Origin of the sequence: Amycolatopsis roodepoortensis (assembly GCF_024628825.1) — a bacterium.
Classification (GTDB): domain Bacteria; phylum Actinomycetota; class Actinomycetes; order Mycobacteriales; family Pseudonocardiaceae; genus Amycolatopsis; species Amycolatopsis roodepoortensis.
In genome coordinates this window covers 9,038,914-9,063,512 of record NZ_CP102415.1, presented here as the reverse complement: position 1 = coordinate 9,063,512, position 24,599 = coordinate 9,038,914, and the positions used below count along the sequence as shown (strand labels likewise).

General features: G+C 72.1%; 8 protein-coding genes. All 8 read right to left on the bottom strand.

The features are described from left to right. Positions 1-311: 311 nt before the first annotated feature. Positions 312-1,247 carry a TauD/TfdA family dioxygenase gene (locus tag NQK81_RS43275; protein ID WP_257486128.1) on the bottom strand — a complete coding sequence of 312 codons (936 nt, stop codon included), beginning with the start codon at positions 1,245-1,247 and terminating at the stop codon, positions 312-314. After that, positions 1,244-2,521, bottom strand: coding sequence for an ATP-grasp domain-containing protein (locus NQK81_RS43270; protein ID WP_257486127.1), 1,278 nt, complete (start codon positions 2,519-2,521; stop codon positions 1,244-1,246). Before NQK81_RS43270 ends, NQK81_RS43275 begins: the two co-directional genes overlap by 4 nt. Continuing rightward, the gene (locus NQK81_RS43265; RefSeq protein ID WP_257486126.1) at positions 2,518-3,789 is read right to left on the bottom strand and encodes an ATP-grasp domain-containing protein; all 1,272 of its coding nucleotides are present in this window, start codon (positions 3,787-3,789) and stop codon (positions 2,518-2,520) included. The genes NQK81_RS43270 and NQK81_RS43265 overlap by 4 nt, the downstream gene beginning before the upstream one ends. Continuing rightward, positions 3,786-9,212 (bottom strand): non-ribosomal peptide synthetase/MFS transporter, encoded by a 5,427-nt coding sequence (locus NQK81_RS43260; protein WP_257486125.1) that lies wholly within the window; start codon positions 9,210-9,212, stop codon positions 3,786-3,788. Before NQK81_RS43260 ends, NQK81_RS43265 begins: the two co-directional genes overlap by 4 nt. After that, on the bottom strand, positions 9,209-12,244 hold the full coding sequence (locus NQK81_RS43255; RefSeq protein WP_257486124.1) for a non-ribosomal peptide synthetase: 3,036 nt from the start codon (positions 12,242-12,244) through the stop codon (positions 9,209-9,211). Before NQK81_RS43255 ends, NQK81_RS43260 begins: the two co-directional genes overlap by 4 nt. Before the next feature lie 109 nt (positions 12,245-12,353). Beyond that, the gene (locus NQK81_RS43250; protein ID WP_257486123.1) at positions 12,354-17,690 is read right to left on the bottom strand and encodes a type I polyketide synthase; all 5,337 of its coding nucleotides are present in this window, start codon (positions 17,688-17,690) and stop codon (positions 12,354-12,356) included. A 13-nt stretch (positions 17,691-17,703) separates the two neighbouring features. Beyond that, positions 17,704-21,159, bottom strand: a complete 3,456-nt coding sequence (locus NQK81_RS43245; RefSeq protein ID WP_257486122.1) for a non-ribosomal peptide synthetase — start codon at positions 21,157-21,159, stop codon at positions 17,704-17,706. Then, positions 21,156-24,581: a beta-ketoacyl synthase N-terminal-like domain-containing protein gene (locus NQK81_RS43240; protein ID WP_257486121.1), complete on the bottom strand. Its 3,426-nt coding sequence runs from the start codon at positions 24,579-24,581 to the stop codon at positions 21,156-21,158. Before NQK81_RS43240 ends, NQK81_RS43245 begins: the two co-directional genes overlap by 4 nt. Between the last annotated feature and the right edge of the window lie 18 nt (positions 24,582-24,599).

Sequence of the window (24,599 nt, the reverse complement as noted above, 5' to 3'; positions counted from 1 at the left end):
TCGTGAGTGTCTCGGGTCGTTCTAACCTCCTTTACCACTCACGACCCCTGCGCAGAACGGCACATAGGTACAGCAATCGGACATCCAGCCGTCAAAAAGTGTCCCTTGTGGACACTCTTGGGTTGCGCCATCTCGACTTCGCCGAGACCCTGACGCTGAAGGCTGGGAAAGCGGCTTTCGCAGCGTGAGTGGCCTCGGCGCGTGTCGCGAAAGCCACTTTCGGGACATCACACGTCTCGAAAGTGGCTTTCGCGACACCACAGCAGCCGCGCATCCGATCGGGGCCACCGACCCCGCCCCAAAGACGAAGGTCACGTCATCGCGACCAACGTCCGCCGCTTGCCCGTGAACGGCTCCCGCCCATGCGCCATCAGCATGTTGTTGATCACCATGATGTCGCCCGGCTGCCACGGGAACGCGTAGCTGACCTCGTCGTACGCCGCCTTGATCGCGTCCAGGTCCGCCTGCGGGATCGGTGAGCCGTCGGCGAAGAAAGCGTTGCGGGGCAGGTCTTCCACGGGATACAGCTCCAGCAGCGCCTCGCTGACCTCCTCCCCCAGGCTCGACACGTGGAACAGATTGGCCTGGTTGAACCACACCATCGCGCCGGTGTGCGGTTCCTCGGCGAAGGAGGGCCGCACGTGCCGCGTCCGCAGGCCCTCGTCGGTCCACTCGAACGTCTGCCCGTTGGCGGCGCAGTAGTCCTCCACCACCTGGCGGTCGTCGGTCTGGAACGCCTCCTGCCAGGTCAGCCCGAGGCCTTCGCGGAACGCTCGGGTGTAGGTGACGCCGCCCGCGAAGCGCTCGCGCAGGTCCTCCGGCAAGAGGCGGTACATCGCGCGACTGTCGGCGATCGGCGTCGCGCCACCGGTTTCGGCCGCCGTGTCGCACAGGAAGAAGAGGCGGGCGGGCCAGTGCGCGGAGTAGGAGTTCTCGTTGTGCATCGGGATCGACTCGGCGGGCGGGTACTCCGTCGAGGTGTAGATGTTGCCCGAGACCGCCGACCGCGGCGTCGACCGTTCCGTGTACGTCAGCAGCGAGCCGCCGATCTCCTCGGTGATCTGGTTGAACACCGTCAGGTCGGCCGGCATCCCCCGCAGCAGGATCGCGCCGTGCTCGCGCAGCCGGTCTTGCAACACTTCGCGGTGCGCGCGCACCCAGTCCAGGCCCGTGGCCGCGTACACGGTGAGCTTCGTGTGTTCGTTTCCCTCGATGTGGCCGAGGTTCGCCGCGAGTTCGGCGGTCATGACTCCTCCAGTTCGAATCGGATCAGCTTGGCGGCCTCGGCGTGCAGCGCGGCGAGGTCTTCGGTGTCGGCGAACCCCGCGGCGAGCACGTTCACCGCGTAGATCTCCTGGTCGTCGGTGAGCAGCTGGCCGGGGCGCACGATCGTGACGACCTCCAGGACCTCGGGCAGGTCGGCGACCTCGTCGGTGCCGTCGACGCGGACCAGCCGACCGGTGCCCTCGGCGTAGAAGATCAGGTAACCCACCGGAACCGGCAGGCCCGCACCTCGCGCGGGCGGCGTCGTGCCCAGTGCCAGCGACACGGCTTCGGCGATGACGTCGATGCCGGTCGCGAGTTTCAGCAGCACCGGCTGGGCGCCACCGGCCGGGCGGCCCGCGTTCACCTCGACGATCGTCGCGCCCAGCTCGGCGTCGTCGATCAGCTCGAGATGCGCGCAGGTGTTGTCCAGGCCCAGCGCGAGCGCGGCGGCCGTCGCGGCCGCCATCAGCCGTTCGGTGTCCTTTTCGGACAGTTCGAGCGGCGGGCAGACCATGCCCAGTTCGAATTTGCGCTCGTCGATCAGCGGCTTCTCCACCACGGCCACCGGTTTCGCGACACCGTCGCGCACCAGGACGTCGACAGCGTACTCCGGGCCGCGCAGCAGGCCTTCCACGAGGAACACCTTCAGCGGGTCGATCGGATCCGGTCCGCCGCCGACGAGCCGGTGGTACCGGGCGTCCTCCGACAGCGGCAACCGCTCGGCCAGCAACCGGTAAGCCGCCGCAAGTTCGTCCACGGTGGACACCGTGCGGACGAGATTGCTCGCCGCGCCGTTCACCGGCTTGACGATCGCCGGGAGCCCGACCTCCGAAGCGACCGACGCCGCCTCGGCGGCCGACGAGATCAGCGCGCAGCGCGGGCCGGGCAACCCTGCCGCGGCCAGCGCTTGCCGGACCGCGAACTTGTTGTGCGTCACGGTGAACACCGACGCCGGGCAGCGCGCGACGCCGAGCAGCTCGGCCGCACGGGCGACGCTCGCGATGATCCCTTCGGCGGCGGTCATGACCCCGGCCGGACTCGTGGTCCGCTCCCGGATCGCCGCGGCCAAGGCTTCGGCGTCACGGACGTCGTCGACCACGACGACGCCGTCGACCAGTTCCGCGACCTGTGCCTGCTCGGCCGGTTCGAGGGGTTGCGTGACCAGTTCGACCCTCGGCCCACTCGCGCGTACGGCGGCCACGAAGTCGGCGATCCACTGCCCTGCGGTCTCGCAGACCACGAACGCGGTGTTCACACGTCCTCCAGTTCCAGCCGGACGAGCTTGCTCGCCTCGGCGTGCAGGGCGGCGAGGTCGTCGTGATCGGCGAACCCGGCCACGACGAGGTTGACCGCGTAGATCTCCTGTTCGTCGGTGAGCACCTGCCCCGGCGAGACGGTGGTGACGACGTCGATCACCTCGGGCAGCTCGGCGATCTCGTCGAGTCCGCCGATGCCGGTCAACCGGCCCGAACCGGCCGCGTAGAGGATCAGCATGCCCAGCGGGATCGGCAGTTTCGCCGGTTTCCGCACCGGTGGCGGAGCGCCCACCGCGAGCGCCGCCAGCTCGGCGAACACGTCGATGCCGGTCCGCAGCTTCGCCAGCAGCGGCATGATCGATCCGGCGGGCCTGCCCGCGTTGACCTCGACGATCGTCGGACCTCGCTCGGTGTCGTCGATCAGCTCGACGTGGGCGCAGGTGTTGTCGAGCCCCAGTGCGCGAACGGCCGCGACCGCCGCCGCGGTGACCAGCTCGGCCCGGCCGGCACTGAGCCCGGCGGGCGGGCACGACAACGCCAGCTCGAACTTCCGCTCGTCGATCAACGGCTTGTCGAGGATCTCGACCGGTTCGGCCACCCCGTCACGGACCAGCACGTCCACCGCGTACTCCGGGCCCGACAGCAATCCTTCGACGAGGAACGTCACCGAAGGGTCCAATGTCCCCAGTGGACGGTGGTAACGCGGATCCGCGGACTCGGGCAGCCGAGCGGCCAGATGCTCGTACGCGGCCGCCATTTCGTCCACAGTGGACACGGTCCGGACGAGGTTGCTGCCCGCGCCGTTGACCGGTTTGACGATCGCCGGGAGCCCGACCTCCGAAGCGACCGACGCCGCCTCGGCGGCCGAGGAGATCAGGGCGTGCGCGGGCCCGGGCAGCCCGGCCGCGGCAAGCGCCTCCCGGACCGCGAACTTGTTCGCGCACAGGGTGAACACCGACGCCGGGCAGCGCGCCACCCCGAGCAGCTCCGCGGCTCGGGCAGTGCTCGCGATAGCGCCGTCCGAGCCGGTGAAGATCCCGGCCAGCGCACCGCCGTCGACCTCCCGGACCTTCGCCGCGACAGCCTCCGGGTCGTGGACGTCGTCCAGCGCGACGACGTCGTCCACCACACCGTCCAGCGCCGCCCGCTCGGCCGCGTCCATCGGCGGGGCGAGCAGCACGACGCGGTGCCCGGCCGCCCGGATGGCGGGCGCGACCTCGCCGACCCAGTGCCCCCGGGCCTCCCTGACCAGCACTGCCGTACTCATGCGGCTTCCTTCCCCGCGAGCTTGCGCTCCCGTTCCTGCGCCCCCACCAGGTCGTCGGGCAGCGAATCGGGCACTTCGGTGTCGAACCGGCGCAGCAGCCGCAGTGAGAACCCGCCCACGTTGATCAGCAGCAGGATCAGCGCGAAGACGACGTAGGCGAGCCCGATGCCCCGGGTCTCGCCGGTGCCGAGCACGGCGCCGACCGACCCGGTCAGCGCGCCGCCCGGCGCCAGCAGCGGCGAGAACCAGCCGACGGCCAGCGGCGCCAGCACGGCGAATCCGATCGGCAGCGTCGACCACGTGATCGTCTGGTTGATCGCGAACACCCGGCCGTGGAACCGCTGCGGCACCTTGACCTGCACCAGCGTCGCGTAGATGCCCTGCGACACGGACATCGCGGCGGCGAGGAGGAACACCCCGGCCGCGACGACGATCAGCGACGGCCGCAGGCCCATCACCAGGCTGCCGAGCGCGATCCCGACGTTGCCGACGAGCACGCCGACCATCCGCCGGTGCCGCGGTCCGCCCCACAGCGCCATCCCGATGCCGCCCGCGACCGCGCCGACGGCCTCGGCCAGCGCCACCTGCGCGACGTCGGTGACCGAACCGAACGACAGCACGAGCGGCGAGAGCAGCACCAGTGCGGGAGCGAGGAAGACGTTCGCCAGCGCGAAGTACAGCAGCATCGTGCGGAAACCGCGGTGGTTCCACGAGTACCGCAGCCCGCCCGCGATCGCCGTCAGCAGCGGTTCACGCGGGCGCCAGCCCAGCATGTCCGGGAAGCGCACCAGCAGCAGGCCCACGATCGCGAACGCGTAGCTCGCCATGTCCAGGATCAGGATCCCCGACAGCTGGATCGTCGCCAGCAGCCCGGCCGCGATCACCGGCATCAGCAGCTGGGCGAAACCGGTGGACAGCTGCGCGAGACCCATCGCGTGACCGAGGTACTGCTTCGGCACCAGCTGCGCCACCGAGGACTGATAGGCGATGCGCTGGAACGAAGCGGCCACCGACCCGAGTGGGATCAGCACGTAGAACAACCACAGCTGGACGTGCCCGGTGATCAGCAGCAACGCCAGTATCAGCTGGATCCCGCCCGCGATGCTGCTGGCCGCGATCATGATCCGCCGCCGGTCGCCGCGGTCGACCAGAGCGCCCGCCACCGGCAGGACGAGTACGCCGAACAGCAGCGCGAGCGCCCACAGCAGGCCGAGGTCGGCGACCGAGCCCGTGCGGGTGTAGAGCCAGATCGGCACCGCGAACGACGTCAGCGCCGAACCGGTCGAGGACACCAGCTGCCCGATCGTGATCGTGACGAACCGGCCCATGCTCGGCCGCACCGCGGGTTTGTCGTCCGCTTCTGCCCGGTGGGTCTCGTGCACCGCCCAGCCGGCGTCCTCGCCGCGGACCCGGACGTCGAGCTCGCCGGGATCGTCCAGCGCCGGGTGCACGCGCGTGACGATCTCCGCGAGTTCTTCGGCCCGGTACCGCAGGAAGAAGTGCCCAGCCTGGTCGAGCACCACGAGCCCGGTGGTGTCGGTGAGGAACTCCCATTCCCGGTACCGCTCGGCATAGAAGTCGGTGACCGGGTCCTCGGAGCCGACCACCGACACGATCGGCGCGCGCAGCTTGGCCACGCGGGCGTCGAGCAGGCCGCTGAAATACTCCTCGGCGGCGCGGCTGTCGGCACGCATGTTCGTGATGATCCGGTCGGCCTGCGCCGGGTCGAGGTCGTCGGTGTCGACGCCCATGCCCTTGAGCCAGTTCGAGTAGTACCGGTTGCTGCGCAGCTTCTCCAGCCGCGTGCGCAGCGTGCCCACCGCGCCCTTCATGCGGGCGAACGGGAAGATCGCGCCGATGTAGACGACCTCCAGCTCGCGGCCGCGCTCTTCGAGCATCCGGGCGACGGCGACGGCGAGCGCGTTGCCGACACCGCAGTGGCCGTAGATGGCCAGCGGGCCGTCGATTCGGTCCAGGATCTCGTCGGCAAGCCGCTCGACCAGGTCGTCGAAGGGCAGCGCCTCCTCGGACAAGCCGACGTCGTGGCCGGGGATGGCGACCGAGTAGAGCGAGTAACCCTCCGGGAGCGCGTCGGCCAAAGGCTGATAGACGATCGCGCTGCCACCGCCGTAGGGGAAGCAGACATAGGTCAGCGTCCGCTGCTTCGCCGGCTTGGTCAGCTCGTACAGCAGATGCCGCGGCCGGTCGGTGTCGTCACCGTCCATGAAGGACGCCAGCTCGCGGATCGTGCGGTGCTGGAACAGGTCCATGACGCCGACCTGGCCCGCGCCCGCCTTGCCGATCCGCGCCACCACCTGGGTGGCCAGCATCGAGTGGCCGCCGAGGTCGAAGAAGTCGTCGTCGACGCCCAGCTCGTCCACCTTGAGCACGTCGCGCCAGATCTCGGCCAGCAGGGTCTCGACCGGGGTCGACGGCGCGACCAGTTCCTTGGTCGCGTCCCGCGACGCGACCGGAGCGGGGAGCGCCTTGCGGTCGAGTTTGCCGTTCGGGGTGAGCGGCAGCTCGTCGAGCGCGACGAACGACGGCGGGACCATGTAGTCGGGGAGACTCTGCTTGAGCGCCGTCCGCAACGCGCCGGGCTCGGCGTCGCCGACGACGTACCCGACCAGCCGCTTGTCCCCCGGCGTGTCCTCGCGGACGATCACGGCGGCGTCGCGCACGCCCGGCTGGGCGCGCAACGTCGTCTCGATCTCCCCCAGTTCGATACGGAGGCCGCGCAGCTTGACCTGGTGGTCGATCCGGCCGAGGAACGCGATCGTCCCGTCCGGGCGCCAGTGCGCGAGGTCACCGGTGCGGTACATCCGTCCACTGTGGAACGGATCGGGCACGAACCGCTCGGCCGTCAGCTCCGGGCGGTTGTGGTAGCCCAGCGCGAGGCCGACACCGGCGATGTGCAGTTCGCCGGGCACGCCGACCGGGCAGGGCCGACCGGCACGGTCGAGGACGTAGATCCGGATGTTCTGGATCGGCGCCCCGATCGGCACCGACGCGACCTCGGCGAGCGCGGTGGGCGTGCAGTGCCAGGAGGTGACGTCGATGGCGGCTTCGGTCGGGCCGTAGAGATTGTGCAACGCGCAGTCCGGCAGTCGCCGGACGAACTCGCGGGCCGCGTCGAGCGGCAGCTCCTCACCGCTGCACACGACCCGTCGCAGCGCCGTGCACGTCTCGACGCCTTGTTCGGCAAGGAAGAGCGTGAGCATCGACGGCACGAAGTGCGCGGTGGTGATGCCTTCGGACGCGAGCAGCTCACGCAGGTACGCGGCGTCCTTGTGGCCGCCGGGTTCGGCGAGCACGAGCCGCGCGCCGGTGATCAGCGGCCAGAAGAACTCCCAGACCGACACGTCGAAACCGGCCGGGGTCTTTTGCAGCACCGAATCGGTGCCGTCGAGGCGGTACGCGCGCTGCATCCAGTCGAGCCGGTTGACGATGCCGCGGTGACCGTTGGGCACGCCTTTCGGCTGTCCCGTGGAGCCCGAGGTGTAGATGACGTACGCCGGGTCCTCCGGGCCGGCGAGCGGCTCAGGCGGCTCTGTCGTCTCGGCGAGATCGGCAGTGTCATCTACGACAACGACGGTCGCGTCACCCGGCGGCAACGTTTCGCGCAACGCCGCCTGCGTCAGCACGACGGGCGCGGCCGCGTCCCGCAGCATGAACGCCAGCCGGTCGGCCGGGTACTCCGGGTCGAGCGGGACATACGCGCCACCGGCTTTCAGCACCCCGAGGAGCGCGATGACCAGTTCGAACGACCGTTCCGCGAACACGCCGGTGAGCACGCCCGGCCCGACGCCGAGGCCACGCAACCGGTGCGCGAGCCGGTTGGCCCGCTCGTCCAGCTCGCGGTAGGTCAGCGACGCGCCGCGGAAGGTCACCGCGGGCGCGTCCGGCGTCCGGGCGGCCTGCTCCTCGACGAGCGCGTGCAGTGTGGTCTGCGGGAATTCGGCCGTCGTGGCGTTCCAGCGCTCCAGGACGAGCTCGCGCTGGTCGGCATCGAGGATGTCCACTGCGGACAGCCGTCGATTCGGGTCGGCGACGATCGAGCGCAGCAGTGTGACCAGCCGCCCGGCCATCCCGGCGACCGTGTCCGCGGTGAACAGCGCGGTGTTGTACACGAGCTTGCCGATCAGCCCGCGTTCGAGCTCGATCGCGTGGAACTCGAAGTCGAACCGGGTGGCGGGCAGGTCCATCGGCAGCCAGCGGAAGTCCACTTCGGACTCCCCCGCCTCGCCCATCCGGCCCATCTCGTAGTTCTGCAACACGAACATCGCCTGGAACACCGGCGACCGGCTGACGTCGCGGGGCACGCCGAGCGCGTTCACCAGCCGCTCGAACGGGACGTCGGCGTGCTCGAACGCGTCCAGCACGTGCCGCCGGGTGCGTTCGAGCAGCTCGGCGAACGTCGGGTCGCCCTCAAGCTGGGCACGCAGGGGCAGCATGTTGATGAACATGCCCGCCACGCCCTCCAGCTCGGGCAGGCCGCGCCCGGCCGACGACGAGCCGATCGCGAAGTCCTCCTGGCCCGAGTACCGCGACAGCAGCACCTGGTAGGCGGCCAGCAGGGTCATGAAGAGCGTGACCCCGTGCTCGCGGCTCAGTTCACCGAGGGCGCGGGCGAGATCGCGTTCGACGAAGAACTCGTGGATCTCGCCGTCGAAACTCTGCTTGGCGGGCCGGGGCCGGTCCGTGGGCAGCTCCAGCGGCTCGACTCCGGCGAGCTGCGCCTTCCAGTGCTCGAGCTGCCGGTCGAGTTCGCCGCCGGTGAGCGTGCGGCGCTGCCAGTGCGCGAAGTCGCCGTACCCGATGCTCAGCGCTGGCAGCTCGGCGGTGCCGCCGGTGCTCAGGGCGTGGTACTGCGCGGCGAGGTCACGGAGCAGCAGGTCGACCGACCAGCCGTCGCCCACGATGTGATGCGTGCACAGGACCAGCAGGTGTTCCTCGTCGGACACCCTGGCCAGGGTCGCCCGCAGCAGTGGGCCCGTGGCCAGGTGGAACGTCTCGGCCGCGGCGGCGTCGACCGCGGCGCGGGCGGCTTCCTCACCGCCTGCGTCCACTATGGACAGAGATACCGATACCGAAGGTTCGATGTGGACGGTCGGCTGCCCGTCCTCCCCTTCCGGGAACCGCATCCGCAGGGCCTCGTGCCGCGCCGGCAGGGAGTCCAAAGCGGACTGAAGCGCGGCGACGTCGAGCCTGCCGGTCAGCCGGATCGGCACCGGGATGTGGTACGACCCGGTGCCCGGCGCGAACTGCTCCATGAACCAGACGCGTTCCTGCTGATACGACAGCGGGACAGCGGCGTCGGCGGGTCGCGGTGTGATGGTCGCGGCCGTCTCCGTGCGCCGTCGCAGCCGTTGTTCGAGCAGGGCGCGGCGCGCGGCCGCGCTGGTTTCGTCGATCGCGGTCATGACTTCTCGCCTTCGGCCAGCTGACGCTGGACCTCTTCGTCGCTGAGCTGGTCGAGGTCCTCGGCGAGCCGCCGCTCGATCTCGGCGGCGAGCCCGGCGACGGTGGTGAGGGTGAACAGTCCGCGCACCGGGATGTCGACCTCGACCTGCTTGCGGATCCGGGCCATCGCGCGGATCGCCAGCAGCGAGTTGCCGCCACGGGCGAAGAAGTCGTCGTTCGCGCCGAGATCGTCGATGCCGAGCAACTCGCCGAGCACTTCGGCGACGAGTTCTTCGGCCGCGGTCTGGGGTGCGACGTACGCCGGCGCCTCGCCGGGTTCGGGATCCGGCAGCGCGGCCCGGTCGAGCTTGCCGCTGGCCGCCATCGGCAGCGCGTCGAGCGTCACGAATCTGGTCGGAACCAGGTACTCCGGCAACGTCTTCCGCAGGGCCTCGGCCGCGCCCCCGGCACTGCCGACGACATAGCCGACGAGGGTGTCGCCGCGGACCGCCACGGCCGCGTCCCGCACTTCCGGCAGCTCACGCAGCGCCGCTTCGACCTCGCCGGGCTCGATGCGGTAGCCGCGCAGTTTCACCTGCTCGTCGATGCGGCCGAGGTAGTCGAGCGTGCCGTCGCGGCGCCAGCGGACGAGGTCACCGGTCGCGTACATCCGGCCGGACGGACCGTCGGTGAACTTCTCCGCGGTCAGCTCCGGCAGGCCGAGGTAGCCGCGGGCCAGCTGCGGCCCGGCGACGTACAGCTCGCCCGGGACGCCCGGCGGCACCGGCTGCCGCCGCACGTCGAGGACGTGCACGCGGATGCCGGGCACCGGACGGCCGATCGAGACGGGTCCGGAAGGCAGCGTGTCCCCGGGTTCGATCCGGTGCACGACGCAGCCGACGGTGGCCTCGGTCGGGCCGTATTCGTTGACGACGAGCGTGCCGGGGTGGCGGTCCCGCCACGGCTGGACGGTCTCGGCGGTCAGCGCTTCGCCCCCGAGCACCAGCTCGCCTGTGGGGAAGAGGTCCTCGGCGAGAACGGCGAGGTGTGTCGGCGTGGCCTTGACGAACGTCGGGCGGCCGCCGTCGACCACCGCGCCCCCGGCGGTGAGCGTGCCGAGCAGTGTCGTCACGGTGAGGTCGAACGACGCCGACGTGTGCAGCAACGCCCGCCCGGCCAGTCCGGGGTACGCCTCACGCGCCCAGGCCAGGTACGTGTCGACGGCCCGGTGCTCGACCTCGACGCCCTTGGGCCGCCCGGTCGAACCCGACGTGTAGATCACATAGGCGACGTCGCCCGGTCCGGCCGCCGGTTCCGGGTCTTCGGTGGCCGCGGCGGACCACTCCGCCGGGTCGTCCAGTGCGAGCGTCTTGGTGTCCAAAGAGGACTCACCGGTGACCAGCACGAACGGCACACCCGCGTCGGCGAGGATGAGCGCCTGCCGGGGAGCCGGGTTGTCCGGGTCGAGCGGGACGTAGGCCGCGCCGCTCTTCAGCACCCCGAGCACGCCGGTCAGCAGGTCCGCCGAGTTCGGCACGCATACGCCGACGACGGAGCCGGGACCGGCGCCCAGCTCACGCAGCCGGTGGGCGACGCGGTTGGCTCGCGCATTCAGCTCGGCATACGTCAGGCGAACCCCGCCGAAGTCGACGGCGGGTGCGTCCGGGGTTCGCCGCGCCTGATCCTCGAATCGGGCGTGCACGGTCTTAGCGTCCGAAGTGGACACTTCAGGGTTCCAGCCGGTCAGGACCAGTTCACGTTCGGCATCCGACAGCAGCGGCAGATCCGCGATCGATCGAGCGGGATCGGCCAGCGCCGCGTTAAGCAGTCGCACGTACCGCTCGGCCACGGCTTCGGCGGTCTCGCGGTCGAACAGGTCGGTGCGGTAGACGAGCCTTCCGTCCACGGCGGTCAAGTCGATCGCGATGTCGTCCTTCGCGGTGGCTGAGCGGATCGGTTCCAGCCCCGAGTCGGGCAGGAAGTTGAATCCCAGCTGGTACAGCGCCTGCACGCCGGGGTCGCGTTCGGCCCCCACCGCTTCGGCGACCGCCTGGAACGGCACCTGACTGTGGTCGATCGCCTCCAGCAACGTTGTCCGGACCCGGCCGACCAGCTCGGTGAACGCGGGCGCGCCCGAGCAGTCGACGCGCACGGCCATCTGGTTGACGAACATGCCGATCAGGTCGGCCAGCTCGGGAAGGTCGCGGCCGGCGACCGGGACGCCGACGACGATGTCGTCCACTCTGGACAGTCGCGACAGGAGCGCCGCGTAGCCGGCCAGCAGCACCATGAACGGCGACGCCGACAGCTCCCGGCTCAGCTCACCGACCCGGTCGATCAGTCCTTCCGGGAGGGCGAAGTGCACCTGGTCACCGGCGAACGTCAGCTCCGACGGCCGCGGCCGGTCGGTGGGCAGGCCGTGCACCGGCGGCAGCCCGGCGAGCTGCTTGCGCCAGTAGTCCAGCTGCTCACTGGATGTTTCGAGCTGCCCGCGCTGCCAGGCCGAGAAGTCCGGGTACTGGATGGACAACTCGGGCAGCTTCGGCTCGCGGCCCTCGAACACGGCGTCGCACGCCTCACCCAGCTCGGTCCCCAGCACCAGCACCGAACCGGCGTCGAACACGGTGTGGTGCACCACGAACGTGAGAACCCACTCGTCGTCGGCCATCCGGCACACCTGCGCCCGCCACGGCGGTGGCGAGTCGAGCGGGACGGCCTCACGTGTGACGGCGCCGACGAGTTCGGCGAGCCGGTCTTCACGGGTGCCGGCGGGCAGATCCCGCAGGTCGTGGACCTCGGGCTCGATCGGCACCTCGGCGTGCACCACCTGCATGAGCGCGCCGCCGTCCATGCGGAAGGACGTGCGCAGCGCCTCGTGCCGCCCGACGATGACGCCGAGCGCGGCACGCCACTGCTCCGCGGTCAGCGGGCGGTCCAGCCGGGCCTGGCAGTGCAGGTTGTACACCGGGGACGCCGGGTCGAGCTGGCCGGACAGCCAGATCCGCTCCTGGCCGAACGAGGCCGGGAACGTCCATTCCTTCGTGTCGCTCATGATTTCCTGTTCAGTGAGAGGTCACGCGAGAGTGCCGCGTCGGTCCAGGTGGTCGTGAGTGGCGTTTCGGGTTCTAACCCGAAACGCCACTCACGACCCGCCGCACGGTTCAGCGCTCGAGCTTCGGGATGGTGGTCCTCGCGGGTTCTTCGGCGGGCGCCTCGGTCTTGCCTGCGCGCAGTTCCTCGATCCGCTCGGCCAGAGTGGCCACTGTGGACGCTTCGAACAGCGTCTTCATCGCCAGCCGCGTACCGGTCGCCTTGCGCACCTGGGCGATGAGCTGGATGGCGACGAGCGAGTTCCCGCCGAGGGCGAAGAAGTCGTCGTGCACGCCGATCTTCTCCACGCCGAGCAGCTCGGTCCACTGCCGGGCGATCTCGGCCTCCAGGTCGGTGCGCGGGGCGACGTAGTCGTCCTCCGACACCTTCACCGGCGCTTCGCCCGGTTCGTCCAGCTCCTCGGCGGTGACCCGGTGCTCGATCAGCTCCCGCACCGGGAGGGTGCTGATCACCACCTGCCCGCCGAGACCGGGGGCCAGCGCCCGGACGAACGCCTCGGCGCCGTCCACCGGCCGGATCCCGGTCGACGTCTTGTCCACAGTGGACACGGTGGACATATCGGACGCGGCATTCAGCCCACCACCGACCGCCTCCTGATCGACCTGGCGCAGCACGAAATCCTCGATCGTGACGAGCACGCGGCCGGTCTCGTCGCACAGCGAGAGGTCGGCCGCCACCACCTGGTCGCCGCCGGAGTCGCGGTAGCGCAGGTGGCTGCGGAAACTCGCCGGGAGCGTGTCGTGCACGACGATCCGGCCGTAGCTCATCGGCAGGTAGGTGCCGCTCCCCCGGCCCCGGCCGAACGCGGTCGCGACGTCCAGCAGTGCCGGATGCAGCCCCCACGCGCCGATGTCGCCCGCCGCCGCGTCGGGAGCCGTGATCGTGGCCAGTTCCTCCTGTGCGCCGATGCGGTGTTCGCGCAGCGCGGCCCAGCGCGGGCCGAAGGTGACCATGCTGGTGCGGCCGGTGCCGAAGCCGTGCCCGTCGTCGATCGGCTCGGTCCGCGCGGTCACCGCTTCGATGTCCACAGTGGACGTCGCCCCGGCCGTGACCCAGCCGGCGGATCCGCGGACGTGGGTCCGGCTCGCGCCGGCGACGTGGCCGGTCACGGTGAAGTCGTCGCCGTCGAACTCCACGCGGTACTCGGCGGTCGAGCCGTCCGGAACGCCGAACGGTTCCAGGAACGCGACGTCCCGCAGCTCGACGACGTGTCCGTCGCCGGGCTTCGGCAACGCCGCGGCCACCGCCGCACGGACGGTCTCCAGGTGTCCCGTGCCCGGCACCACCGGCACCCCGGCGATCCGGTGCTCGTCGAGCAGCCAGTGCGTGGCCGCCGAGACGAGGCCGTGCGCGCCGTCCTCGGACCGCGTGGTGAGCACGGGGTGCTCGACGGGACCGAGCGCCCGCGACCGGGCGGTGCGGATCGTGGTCGGCGCGGCCACCTCCGCGGCCATGCCGACCTCGTCCCAGCCGCCCCAGGCGTGCGAGACGAGCCGAGCTCGCCAGCCGTGGTCACCTCGCGCGTAGGCGTCGAGGAAGTTGTTGGCGGCGCAGTAATCGACCTGGCCGATGCCGCCTGCCACCGCGGTGATCGACGAGCACAGCGCGACGAAGTCCATCGGCAGGTCGGCGAACGCCTCGGCCAGCGCCAGCGTCCCGGCGATCTTCGGGGCCAGCACGGCCTCGGCCGCGGCCCGCTCCTTCACCTCGGCGACGCCGCCGCCGGGCAGCCCGGCGGCGTGCACGATCCCGTCGAGGCCGCCGAACTCGCGCTCGGCCAGCTCACGCACCTCACGCAGGCGCGCCGCGTCGGTGACGTCGGCGGCGGCGACGTGCACCTCCGCGCCCGCGGCCTCCATCCGCCGGACGGCGAGCATCGCGCGCCCGGCGCGGTCGGTGCCGCCGTGCGCGGCGAGGTGTGCGTCCCACTCCGCCCGCGGTGGCAGCCCGGCGCGGGTGACCAGCACGAGCTTCGCCCGCACCCGGCGGGCGAGGTCCTCGGCGAGCGTGATGCCGATACCGCCGGTCCCGCCCGTGATCAAGTACCGGCCGCCGTCGCGCAGCACCGGCTCGGCGGCCGCGGGCAGTTCGAGCTGGGTGTAGTCCAGCACCCAGCGACGACCGGCCCGCAGCGCGACCTCGGCCGCCGCGTCGGCCGGGCGGAACAGCTCGGCGACGACGTCCTGCAAACCATCAACGTCGATCCGGCGCACCACCGTGCCCGCGATCTCCAGCGGCACCACCCGCGCGATACCGGCGAGGGTCGCGTGCTCGGGCCGGGTCAGGTCGGCGCCGGTGACGTCGGCGGTACCGGTGCTCAGCACGTCGATCCGCACCGGTTCGCCCCAGGCCTGAACAAGATTGAGCACGCTGAAGAACCCGAGGTCCTGTGCGGCCATGCCGCGCTCCTCCCCGGCCAGCGTCCAGGCGTGCACGACCCGCTCGGGCCGGGCGGGCAGCGCGGCCACGAGCGCGTCGTAGTCCTCGCGCACCCCGGGCCGGACGGTGAATCCGGTCTCCGTCGCGGCGAATCCGTCGCCGGGGCGCACTTCGGTGACCGTCACACCCGCGTCGCGCAGGAGGCCGGGCAGGACGTCGTCGGCGGCGAAGACGAGCGCGTTCGCGAACGGCTCGCGTCTCAGGTCCGGTTCCGCTTGCCGCCACGCCGGGACCGCGAACCATTCGGACAGCGGCAGCGGACCGCTCGGCCGCACGGGCTGGGCGGCCGTGACCGGATCCGGGTCGACCCAGTACCGCTTGCGCGCGTACGGGTAGCCGGGCAGCGGCACCCGCTGGCCGGGCGCGCCGAACGTCCGCGGTTCGAGGGAAACCCCGTTCGTCCACAAGAGACCGGCCGCGCCGTACAGCGTTTCGACGTCGCCGATGCGCTCGTTGCGGCCTGGCAGGCTCGGCTGCGGTGCGGGCATCCCCTTCGGAACCTGGCCGCGGGACAGCCCGGACAGCTGATGACCCGGACCGCATTCGACGAGCGCCCAGCGGCCGCTGTGATCCCCACGCACGAACAGGGTCTTGACGCAGTCGCCGAACCGGACGGCCTGACGCAGGTGAGACGCCCAGTAGGCGGGGTCGGTGGCCTGGGCGTCGGTGATCCACTCGCCGGTGACGTTCGACAGGAACGGCAGCGCCGGCGTGGTGCGGGCGACGGCGGCGACGGCCTCGGTGAACTCGGCGAGGATCGGGTCCATCATCGGTGAGTGGAACGCGTGCGAGGTCACCAGCTCGCGGCACTGCACGCCGCTGGCCTTGAGTGTCGCCGCGAACTCCGCGACCTCGTCCGAAGGCCCGGCCACGACGCAGGTGCCGGGCCCGTTCACCCCGGCGATCGCGAGGGTGCCCGGCAGCCGCGTGGCGACGCCCTCCTCGTCGAGCTGGACGGCCAGCATCGCCCCGGCAGGCATCGACTGCATCAACCGGCCGCGCGTGGCGACCAGGTTCAGCGCGTCCGGCAGGGTGAAGACCCCGGCGACGGTGGCGGCGACGTACTCACCGACCGAGTGACCGATCATCGCCGCGGGCCGCACGCCCCAGCTCTGCCACAGCATCGCCAGCGCGTACTCGACGACGAACAGCGCGGGCTGGGTCACGCGGGTTTCCCGCAGCGCCTGCTCGCCGCCGCGCCCGAAGATCAGCTCGCGCAGCTCCGGCAGCTCGGATTCGAGCAGCCGCAGGCACTCGTCGACAGCAGCGGCGAACACCGGCTCGGCGTCGTAGAGCTCGGCGCCCATCCCGGCGTACTGGGAACCCTGCCCGGGGAAGAGGAACGCCACGTTCGTCTCCCCTACCTGCCCGGAAACGAGGCGCCGGGAGTCGCGCAGGCCGTCGACCGCGTCCTCCAGATCACGGGCGACGACGACCGCTCGATGTGGGTACTCGGTGCGCCCGGCGGCCAGGGTGTGGGCCACGTCGGCGAGATCGAGGTCGACGTCCCCGGCCAGTCGGTCGGCCAGCCGGTCGACCGCGGCCGAGAGCGCCTCCTCGGTGTTGGCCGACAACCGCAGCAGGTGCGCCGGGTGCGGTGTCCGGGACCGCTCGGGGACCGGCGCCTCCTCCAGGACGACATGCGCGTTGGTGCCGCCGACACCGAACGAGCTGACGCCCGCGCGCCGCGGCGCCTGGCCCGCCTCCCACTTCGTCACCACACGCGCCGGGAAGAACGGGCTCGCCGGGAAGTCGATACCGGGGTTGGGTTCGTGGTAGTTGATGGTCGGCGGGATCAGCCCGTGCTCCATCACGAGCACGGCCTTGATCAGCGAGACCACGCCCGCCGCCTGCGACAGGTGGCCGATGTTGGACTTCACCGAGCCGATCGCGCACCAGCCGGTGTCCTCGGTCCCGTTCCCGTACACAGTGGACAGTGCGGTGATCTCGATCGGGTCGCCCAGCGCGGTGCCGGTGCCGTGCGCCTCGACGTAGCCGATGGTGCGCGGGTCGACACCGGCCATGCCGACGGCCTGCGCGACCGCCTCGGTCTGCCCGGACATGCTGGGCGCGGAGAAGCCGACCTTGGTGGCGCCGTCGTTGTTGATCGCGTTGCCGAGCACGACGCCGCGGATGTGGTCACCGTCCTCGATCGCCTGCGAGAGCCGTTTCACCAGCACGACCCCGACGCCGCTGCTCCAGACCGTGCCGTTGGCTCCGGCGTCGAACGCGCGCACGTGGCCGTCCGGCGAGGTGAAACCGTCGACGCCCATGTAGCCGACGCCGTGCGGCATCTCCACGTTGACCCCGCCGGCCAGCGCCATGTCGCACTCGCCGTTGCGCAGCGCCTCGCAGGCCAGGTGCACCGCGACCAGTGAGGTCGAGCAGGCGGTGAACACCGCGAGGCTCGGGCCGCGGAGGTTGAGCTTGTACGACACCGAGGTCGTCAGGTAGCTCGGCTGGTTGCCGGTCGAGATGCCGATACCGCCGTGCTGCGAGGCGAGGAGCCGTTCGTTGCGCATCAGGTTCTCGGTCAGGTATCCGGTGCCCCCGGATCCGCCGTAGACGCCGATCGCGCCGCTGAACCGGGCCGGGTCGTAGCCCGCGTCGGTCAGCGCCGCGTGGCACGACTGGAGGAACAGCCGATGCTGCGGATCGGTGATCTCGGCCTCACGGCTGGTCATCCCGAACAGTTCGGCGTCGAACTCGTCGAAGCCGTCGACCACGGCGGTGGCGTTCACCCAGCTCGGATCGTCCACTGTGTCCGGTGAAGCACCGCGGGCGATCATCTCCTCGCGGGTGGCGGGCACGATCGATTCGACGCCGTCGACGAGATTCCGCCAGAACTGGTGCGCGTCTCGCGCGCCGGGCACGCGCACGTCGAGCCCGACGATCGCGATCGGTTCGGCTCCGGGATCGCCGGTGCCGGTTTCGGGGTGGTGGGTCACGGTGGTGCTCCTATCAAGGGCCGGTGGGGCCGGCGGTGCGACGGGGTCTTCTGGACTGGGTACGGCCGCGGCGGGCGGCGACGCGTTCGGCGGCACGGGCCAGTTCGGGGCTGGCGGCGGCACCGGAGTGCAGGTGCGCGGCTAGGGCGCGGACGGTGGGATGGCTGAACAGGTCGACCATCGGGATCCGGCGGGCGAGCCGGTCGGTGAGCTGGGCGTGGACCCGGGCCAGGGCGAGCGAATTCCCGCCGACGTCGAAGAAATTGTCGGTGTGCCCGACTTCGGCGACACCGAGGACGTCGCACCAGGCACGCGCGATCACGGCCTCGGTCGCGGCCAGCGCCGCCGGATCCGCGGCCACCGTTGGCGGCCGTGCCCGGACGCGGGTCGCCGCGGCAGGCGCGGCGGTGCGGACGTCCGCCCGCGGCAGCTCCGGCACGCTGGTCCCGACCGGCGCGTCCGGCGCCGCGGCCAGCGCGCCGAGCAGCGCGACGTAGTCCTCGGCGAGCCCGGCCATCCGGGCGTGGTCGAACAGGTCCGGGTTGTACAGCAGTTCGACGCCGTCGTCGTGGACGTACACCGTGAGGTCGAACGGCGACCCCGGCTTGTCGACCGGCAGCCACGCCGAGGCCACGCCGGGCAGGTCCAGCCGCGGCTCGGTGAAGTTCAGGACGTTGAACATCACCTGCACGAGCGGGGCGTGCGCGGGGTCGCGGGGCACGCCGAGCGCCTCGACCAGCCGCTCGACCGGCGCGGCCGGATGCGCGGTCGCGGCGAGGAGTTCCGCGCCGCCGTCGCGGACGTGCGTGGCGAAGTCCGCAGTGTCGTCGGCCCGCAGCCGCACCGGCACGATGTCCACGAAGAACCCGGCGACCTCTTGGCATTCGGCGAGCTGCCGGTCCGCGACGACCGTGGCGACCAGATGGTCGGTCGCGCCGGTGAGCCGCCGCAGCAGCTGGCCGAACGCGGCGAGCAGGACCCCGGCACGCGTCGTGCCGGTGCGGGCGGCCAGCACCAGGACCGACTCGGCGACACTGTCCGAAAAGGACTGACGCAGGCTCGCACCACGGTAGGTCTGCACGATCGGGCGGGGCCGGTCGCGCGGAAGGTCCACTGTGGCCGGTGCACCGGCGAGATGTTCTGTCCACCATGCGACATCCACGGCCTCACGGCGTTCGTCGCGTCCGGCTCGCCACACCGCGTAGTCCGCATAGGACGCCACCGGCGGCGGCAGCGGCTCACCCCGGTAGGCCGCCGACAGGTCGGCGCACAGCAGCTCCTGCGACCAGCCGTCGAACACCGCGTGATGCAGCGTGAAGCCGAGCACGTGCTCCGTCGCGCCGAGCCGGTAGAGCCGCACGCGCCAGGGAGCCTCGCGGTCGAGACGCACCGGCGTCGCGGCGTCGGCGGCCAGCCGGGCCCGCAGACCGTCCTCGGTCACCGGCGCCACCGGCAGCGGAACGTCCGACGGCGGAAGGCGATCCGCCACCGGCGCTCCGTCGACGGCCCGGATCCGCCAGCGGAGCACGTCGTGCCGCTCGGCGACCGCGCGCAGGGCGTGACGCAGCGCGTCGACGTCCAGCGCGCCGGTCAGCCGGAACGCCATCGCGATGTTGTACGGCGCGGCGTCCGGGGCGAGCTGGTCGAGGAACCACAGCCGCCGCTGCTGCGGGGACAGCGCGGGCGCGTGCCCGGTGGTCAGTCCCGGCCCGGTCAGCGGTGGCGCGGAGGCGACCCGCCGGGTGAGCCCTTCGAGCGTTCCGCCTGCCAACACGTCCTCCGTGGCGACGTCCGCGGCCAGCTCCGTCCGTAGGGCCGCGACCAGCCGCATCGCGGCGATCGAATTCCCGCCCGAGGCCAGGAAATCCGGTCCCGCGCCGGAGCCGAGCACGCGGCGCCAGATGGCCGCGACCGCGCGTTCGGCCGGGGTGCCGAGCGGACCGAGGTCCTCTTGTTGTCCCGCCAGCGCCGCTTCGGCGAGGTCGCGCAGCGCGGGCCGGTCGATCTTGCCGGTGACCGGGTTGACCGGCAGCCGGTCGAGCACCCGGACCGCGGCCGGGCGCATCGCGGCGGTGAGCCGGTCCCGGCCGAGTTCGTCCACATCGGACGGTGCGGACGCCGGTGCGAGGAAGGCCACCAGCCGGGTGCCCGCCGGCCCGGGGACGGCCGCCACCGCGGCGGCGTCGACGTCCGGGTGACTCGTGAGCGCGGCCTCCACCTCGCCCAGCTCGATCCGCTGGCCGCGGACCTTCACCTGCCGGTCGGCGCGGCCGAGGAACTCCAGCCGGCCGTCGGGCAGCTCGCGGGCCAGGTCGCCGGTGCGGTAGAGCCGCTCTCCCGGTGTGGTCGGATCGTCGACGAACTTCGCGGCGGTCAGCTCGGGGCTGCCAAGGTAGCCGAGCGCGACGCCCGGGCCGCCGATGAGCAGCTCGCCGATCTCGCCGGGCGCGACCGGCCGCAACTCGGCGTCCACGACGAAGGCCCGGTGGTTCGGCGTCGGGCGGCCGAGCGGCAGCGGGTCGGCCGGGATGCCGGTGACCTCGTCGGTGACGACCACGACGGTGGTCTCGGTCGGGCCGTAGGCGTTGAAGAACCGCCGCCCCGGCATCCAGCGCGCGGCGAGCTCCGCGGGCACCGGCTCGCCACCGCAGGCGATGACGCGCCAGCCGGGGACGGCCGCAGGGTCCACCATGGACAGCAGCGTCGGCGTGACGAAGCCCCACTCGACGTCGTGCTCGACGAGGAACCGCCGCAGCCGTTCGGGGTCGGACCGGTCGGCGGCGCTGGTGAGCTGGACCGATCCGCCGTGCGCCAGCGGGACGAACACGTCCATGGTGAAGGCGTCGAAGGCGGGCGACGAGATGCCGAGCGTCCGGGTGCCCGGCCGGATCCCGAGGGCGGCGGGGAACCCGGTGACGAACGCGACCACGTTGCGGTGGCTGGTCAGCACGCCCTTGGGCCGTCCGGTGGAGCCGGAGGTGTAGAGAAGGTGGACGAGGTCGTCCGGCCCGGCGGGGCACTCGACGGGCCCGTCCACGGGCGCGGGCACGTCGAGCGCCTCGATGCCTTCCGTGGCCCCGAATTCGGCCTTCGCGCGGTCACCGACGACCAGCGAGATCCCGGCGTCCGCGGCGATTTCGGCCAGCCGGGCCTTCGGGCCGCCGGGTTCGAGCGGCACGTAGGCGGCCCCGGACAGCAGCACCCCCACGACGGTCGAGATCAGCTCCGGCCGCCGGTCCGCGCAGACACCGACGCGGACGCCGGGTCCGGCACCCCGGGCGCGAAGCAGCCGGGCGACGCCGGTCGCCGAAGCGACCAGTTGGCGGTACGTGAGCCGGGCGTCACCTTGCCGGACGGCGACGGCGTCCGGCGTACGCGCCGCCTGAGTGAGGATCAGCTCCGTGAGCGTGGTGTCCGGATAGGACAGTGGCGGGCCATGGCCGCCCGTGACGGGCAAGGTGTCGGTCACCGAGGGGTCTCCTGGTCGGCTGTGTGGTGCGGTGGTTCGATCCAGTACCGCTCCCGCTGGAACGGATAGCCCGGCAAGGGGACGCGGCCGGGATCGCCGTCCGCGCTCCACTCGACGTCGGCGCCTCCTGTCCAGCGGGCGGCCAGGTCTCGCTCCGCCCCGGCCGGGCCCTCGACGTCGGTTCCGTTCGCCAGCAGGGCGTCGAGCGCGTCGACCGCCGACGCGACCGAGTCCGCCACCACGGCGGCCCGGCAGGCGAACGCCCTCCGGCCCGACAGCGTGTACGCCACGTCCCTGAGGTCCGGCGTGTCCGTGGCGAGCCGGTCGCGCAGCCTGGACACCGCCTCGCGCAACGCCTTCGGGTCACGCGCGGACACCGGCAGGACGAAGGAACCGCTCGCCGCGGGCCGCGGCGCGGCGACAGGCGCCTCCTCGACGATCATGTGCACGTTCGTGCCGCCCATGCCGAACGAGCTGACCCCGGCCACCCGCCGCTCGCGGGCGGGCCAGTCGGCGGCCTTCGCCGGGACGTACCAGGGACCGCCCGCCAGGTCGACCTCCGGATGCGGGGCCGTGAAATGCGGGTTCGGCGGGATGACCCCGTGCCGCACGGACAGCACCGCCTTGATCAGCCCGGCGATACCGGCCGCCGCGTCGAGGTGCCCGATGTTCGTCTTCACCGAGCCCAGCGCACACGATTCCGGCGGCGCGTCCCGGTAGACGCGGTTCAGCGCGGCCACCTCGATCGCGTCACCCAGCGGAGTGCCGCTGCCGTGGGCTTCGAGCAGCGCGACCTCGTCCGGGGCGACCTCCGCGACGGCCAGCGCTTCGGCCACTGCGGCCGCCTGCCCTGCCGGTCCCGGCACGGCGTAGCCCGCGCGGTCCGGGCCGTCGTTCGTGATCGCCCAGCCGGGCAGCACGGCGTAGACGTGGTCGCGGTCGGCGATCGCGTCCGCCAGCCGCCGAAGCACGACCGCTCCGGCGCCCGAGCTGAACCCGGCGCCCGCCGCGGCGACGTCGAACGCGCGGCACCGGCCGTCCGGTGAGACGAGGCCGCCACTGCGGTATCGCGGCCACGTCACGCTCGCCCCGCCTGCCAGCGCGACGTCGCACCGGTAGTCCGCGAGACTCTGCGCGGCCAGCGCCACCGCCGCGAGCGAGCTGGAGCACGCGCTCTGCACGGCCACCGCCGGCCCGGTCAGCCCGAGCCGGTAGGCGACCTGGCCGGGCAGGTGGTCGGTGAGCTGGCGGCCGGTCAGCCGCCCCTCCCAGTCGTCCGGGTCGACGTCGCCGGTCACCGCCGGGTTGCCGAACAGGTGGAAGAGGAAGTAGCGGTTCACCGAGGTCGCCGTGAACACCCCGACCGGCCCGGTCTCGGCGGCGGGGTCGCGGCCCGCGTCTTCGAGTGCCTGCCACGCCGTTTCGAGGAAGAGCCGGTGCTGCGGGTCGGTCCTGGCGGCCTCGTCGGCGGTGAAGCCGAAGAACCCGGCGTCGAACTCCTCGATCCCCTCGATCCGGCCGCCCGCCCGCACGTACGCCGGGTCGGCCCGCAGGCCCGGCCCGATGCCCAGCGCCGTCAGCTCGTCGTCGGTGTAGTCGTGGATCGAGTCGACGCCCGCACAGAGGTTCCACCAGAAGGAAGCGGTGTCCGGCGCGCCGGGGAACCGGCAGGCCAGCCCCACTACGGCGATGAGATCCCCGGCCTGCTCCTCCGCGGTGACGGACGTCCGAGTGTCCGAAGTGGACTTCGTGAGCCAGGCGGCCTGCCCGGCGATGGTCGTGCGCTCGAACAGGGCGAGCAGCGGGACGTCCACGCCGAACTCGTCGGCCAGCCGCACCTGCACCCGCCCGAGCCGCAGCGAGTCGCCACCGGCGTCGAAGAACGCCTCGGTGCTGCCGATCCGGTCACGGCCCAGCACCTCGCACCAGATCCGGTGCACACGTTCCTCGGCCGGGTTCAGCCGCTCGGCCGGGACGGTCGCGGCCGAGCGCGGATCCGGCAGCGCCCGTTCGTCGAGCTTTCCGGTGACTGTCAGCGGAAAACTGTCCAGTACCGCGACGGCCGCGGGCACCGAGTAACCGGGCAGGGCGTCCACCAGCGCGGCCCGGAGCACCCGGCCGTCCGGACGCGGGCCTGCCGCGGTCACGTAGGCGAGCAAATCGCCGTCTCGCACGATCGCGCGGGCTTCGGCGACGCCAGGCTGTTCGGCGAGCTTGGCTTCGATCTCGGTCAGCTCCACCCGGAATCCGCGGACCTTGACCTGCCGGTCGAGCCTGCCGAGGCAGACGAGGTTCCCGTCCGGCAGAAGCCTGCCGAGGTCGCCGGTCCGGTAGCGGCGGCCGCCGTCGGCGGTCACCCCGAACGCCGGGCTCGGCTGGTCGAGGTAACCGTCGACGAGGTGCCGTCCGCGCACTTCGAGTTCGCCGCTGTCCAGCACGGTGAGTGTGAACCCGGGCAGCGCGCGCCCGATCGGCAGCGGCCCGTCGGCGTCCGGGTCCAGCTCGGCGGCGGTCGTCCGGTAGTGCGCGGCGAAAGTCACCTCGGTGGCGCCGTAGCCGTTGACGAACACGCATTCCGGCGCGAACCGGCCGCGGCGGACGTCGGCGTGGGTCGCCTGTTCGCCGCCGAGCAGCACGGTCCGCACGGACGGCAGGCCGGTCTCTCCGAGGACGTCGAGCAGGTGGCGGTAGACCGTGGGCGTCGAGTGGTAGACGGTCACCTCGTGCCGGGCCAGCTCGCGCGCGGCGTGGGCGACGCCGTGCGCACGCAGGTCGACCGGTACGAGCGCGGCGCCGGTGAGCAGGGCCGGATAGAGGTCCGGGATCGCCGCGTCGAAGCCGAACGACGCGAGCAGGCTGAGCCGGTCGGCCGGGGTGATGCCGAGCGCGTCGATCTGGTTGTCGACGACGTGCAGAAGGTTGCGGTGGGTCTGCGCGACGGCCTTCGGCCTGCCGGTGGAGCCGGACGTGAACAGCACGTACGCCAAGCCGTCCGGGTCGGATTCGGGCACCGGGAGCGGCGCGGTCTCCGCACCCGAACGCACCAGCCGCGCGGATCCGGTGCGGCACAAGAACTCCGCGAGCTCGACATACTCCGGGTCCGCGAGCACGGCGGTCACCCGCGCGGCCGCGAGCTGGTACTCGAGCCGCTCCCGGGGGAAGGACGGGTCCAGCGGGACGTAGGTGCAGCCCACGGCGAGGGTGCCGAGGATCGCCGCGATCGCGGCGCTGCCGTGCCCGGTGACGAGCCCGACCCGCTCCCCCGGCCGCACACCGGCGTCGTGCAACCGCAGCGCGCGGCCGCCCGCGAGGCCGGCGAGCCGGGCGTAGGTGATCCCGCCGCCGTGCTCGAAGACCGCGATCCGGTCGGGCGTTTGCCGGGCGTTTACGTCGAATCGGCTGACGCAGCCGGGTCGTGTCATCGGGCGTCGAGCAGTCGC

Bases quoted from the DNA above. Each gene is read 5' to 3' on its own strand.
- NQK81_RS43240 (WP_257486121.1), bottom strand. From the start codon at position 24,581: ATGACACGACCCGGCTGCGTCAGCCGATTCGACGTAAACGCCCGGCAA.
- NQK81_RS43275 (WP_257486128.1), bottom strand. From the start codon at position 1,247: ATGACCGCCGAACTCGCGGCGAACCTCGGCCACATCGAGGGAAACGAA.
- NQK81_RS43260 (WP_257486125.1), bottom strand. From the start codon at position 9,212: ATGACCGCGATCGACGAAACCAGCGCGGCCGCGCGCCGCGCCCTGCTC.
- NQK81_RS43255 (WP_257486124.1), bottom strand. From the start codon at position 12,244: ATGAGCGACACGAAGGAATGGACGTTCCCGGCCTCGTTCGGCCAGGAG.
- NQK81_RS43265 (WP_257486126.1), bottom strand. From the start codon at position 3,789: ATGAGTACGGCAGTGCTGGTCAGGGAGGCCCGGGGGCACTGGGTCGGC.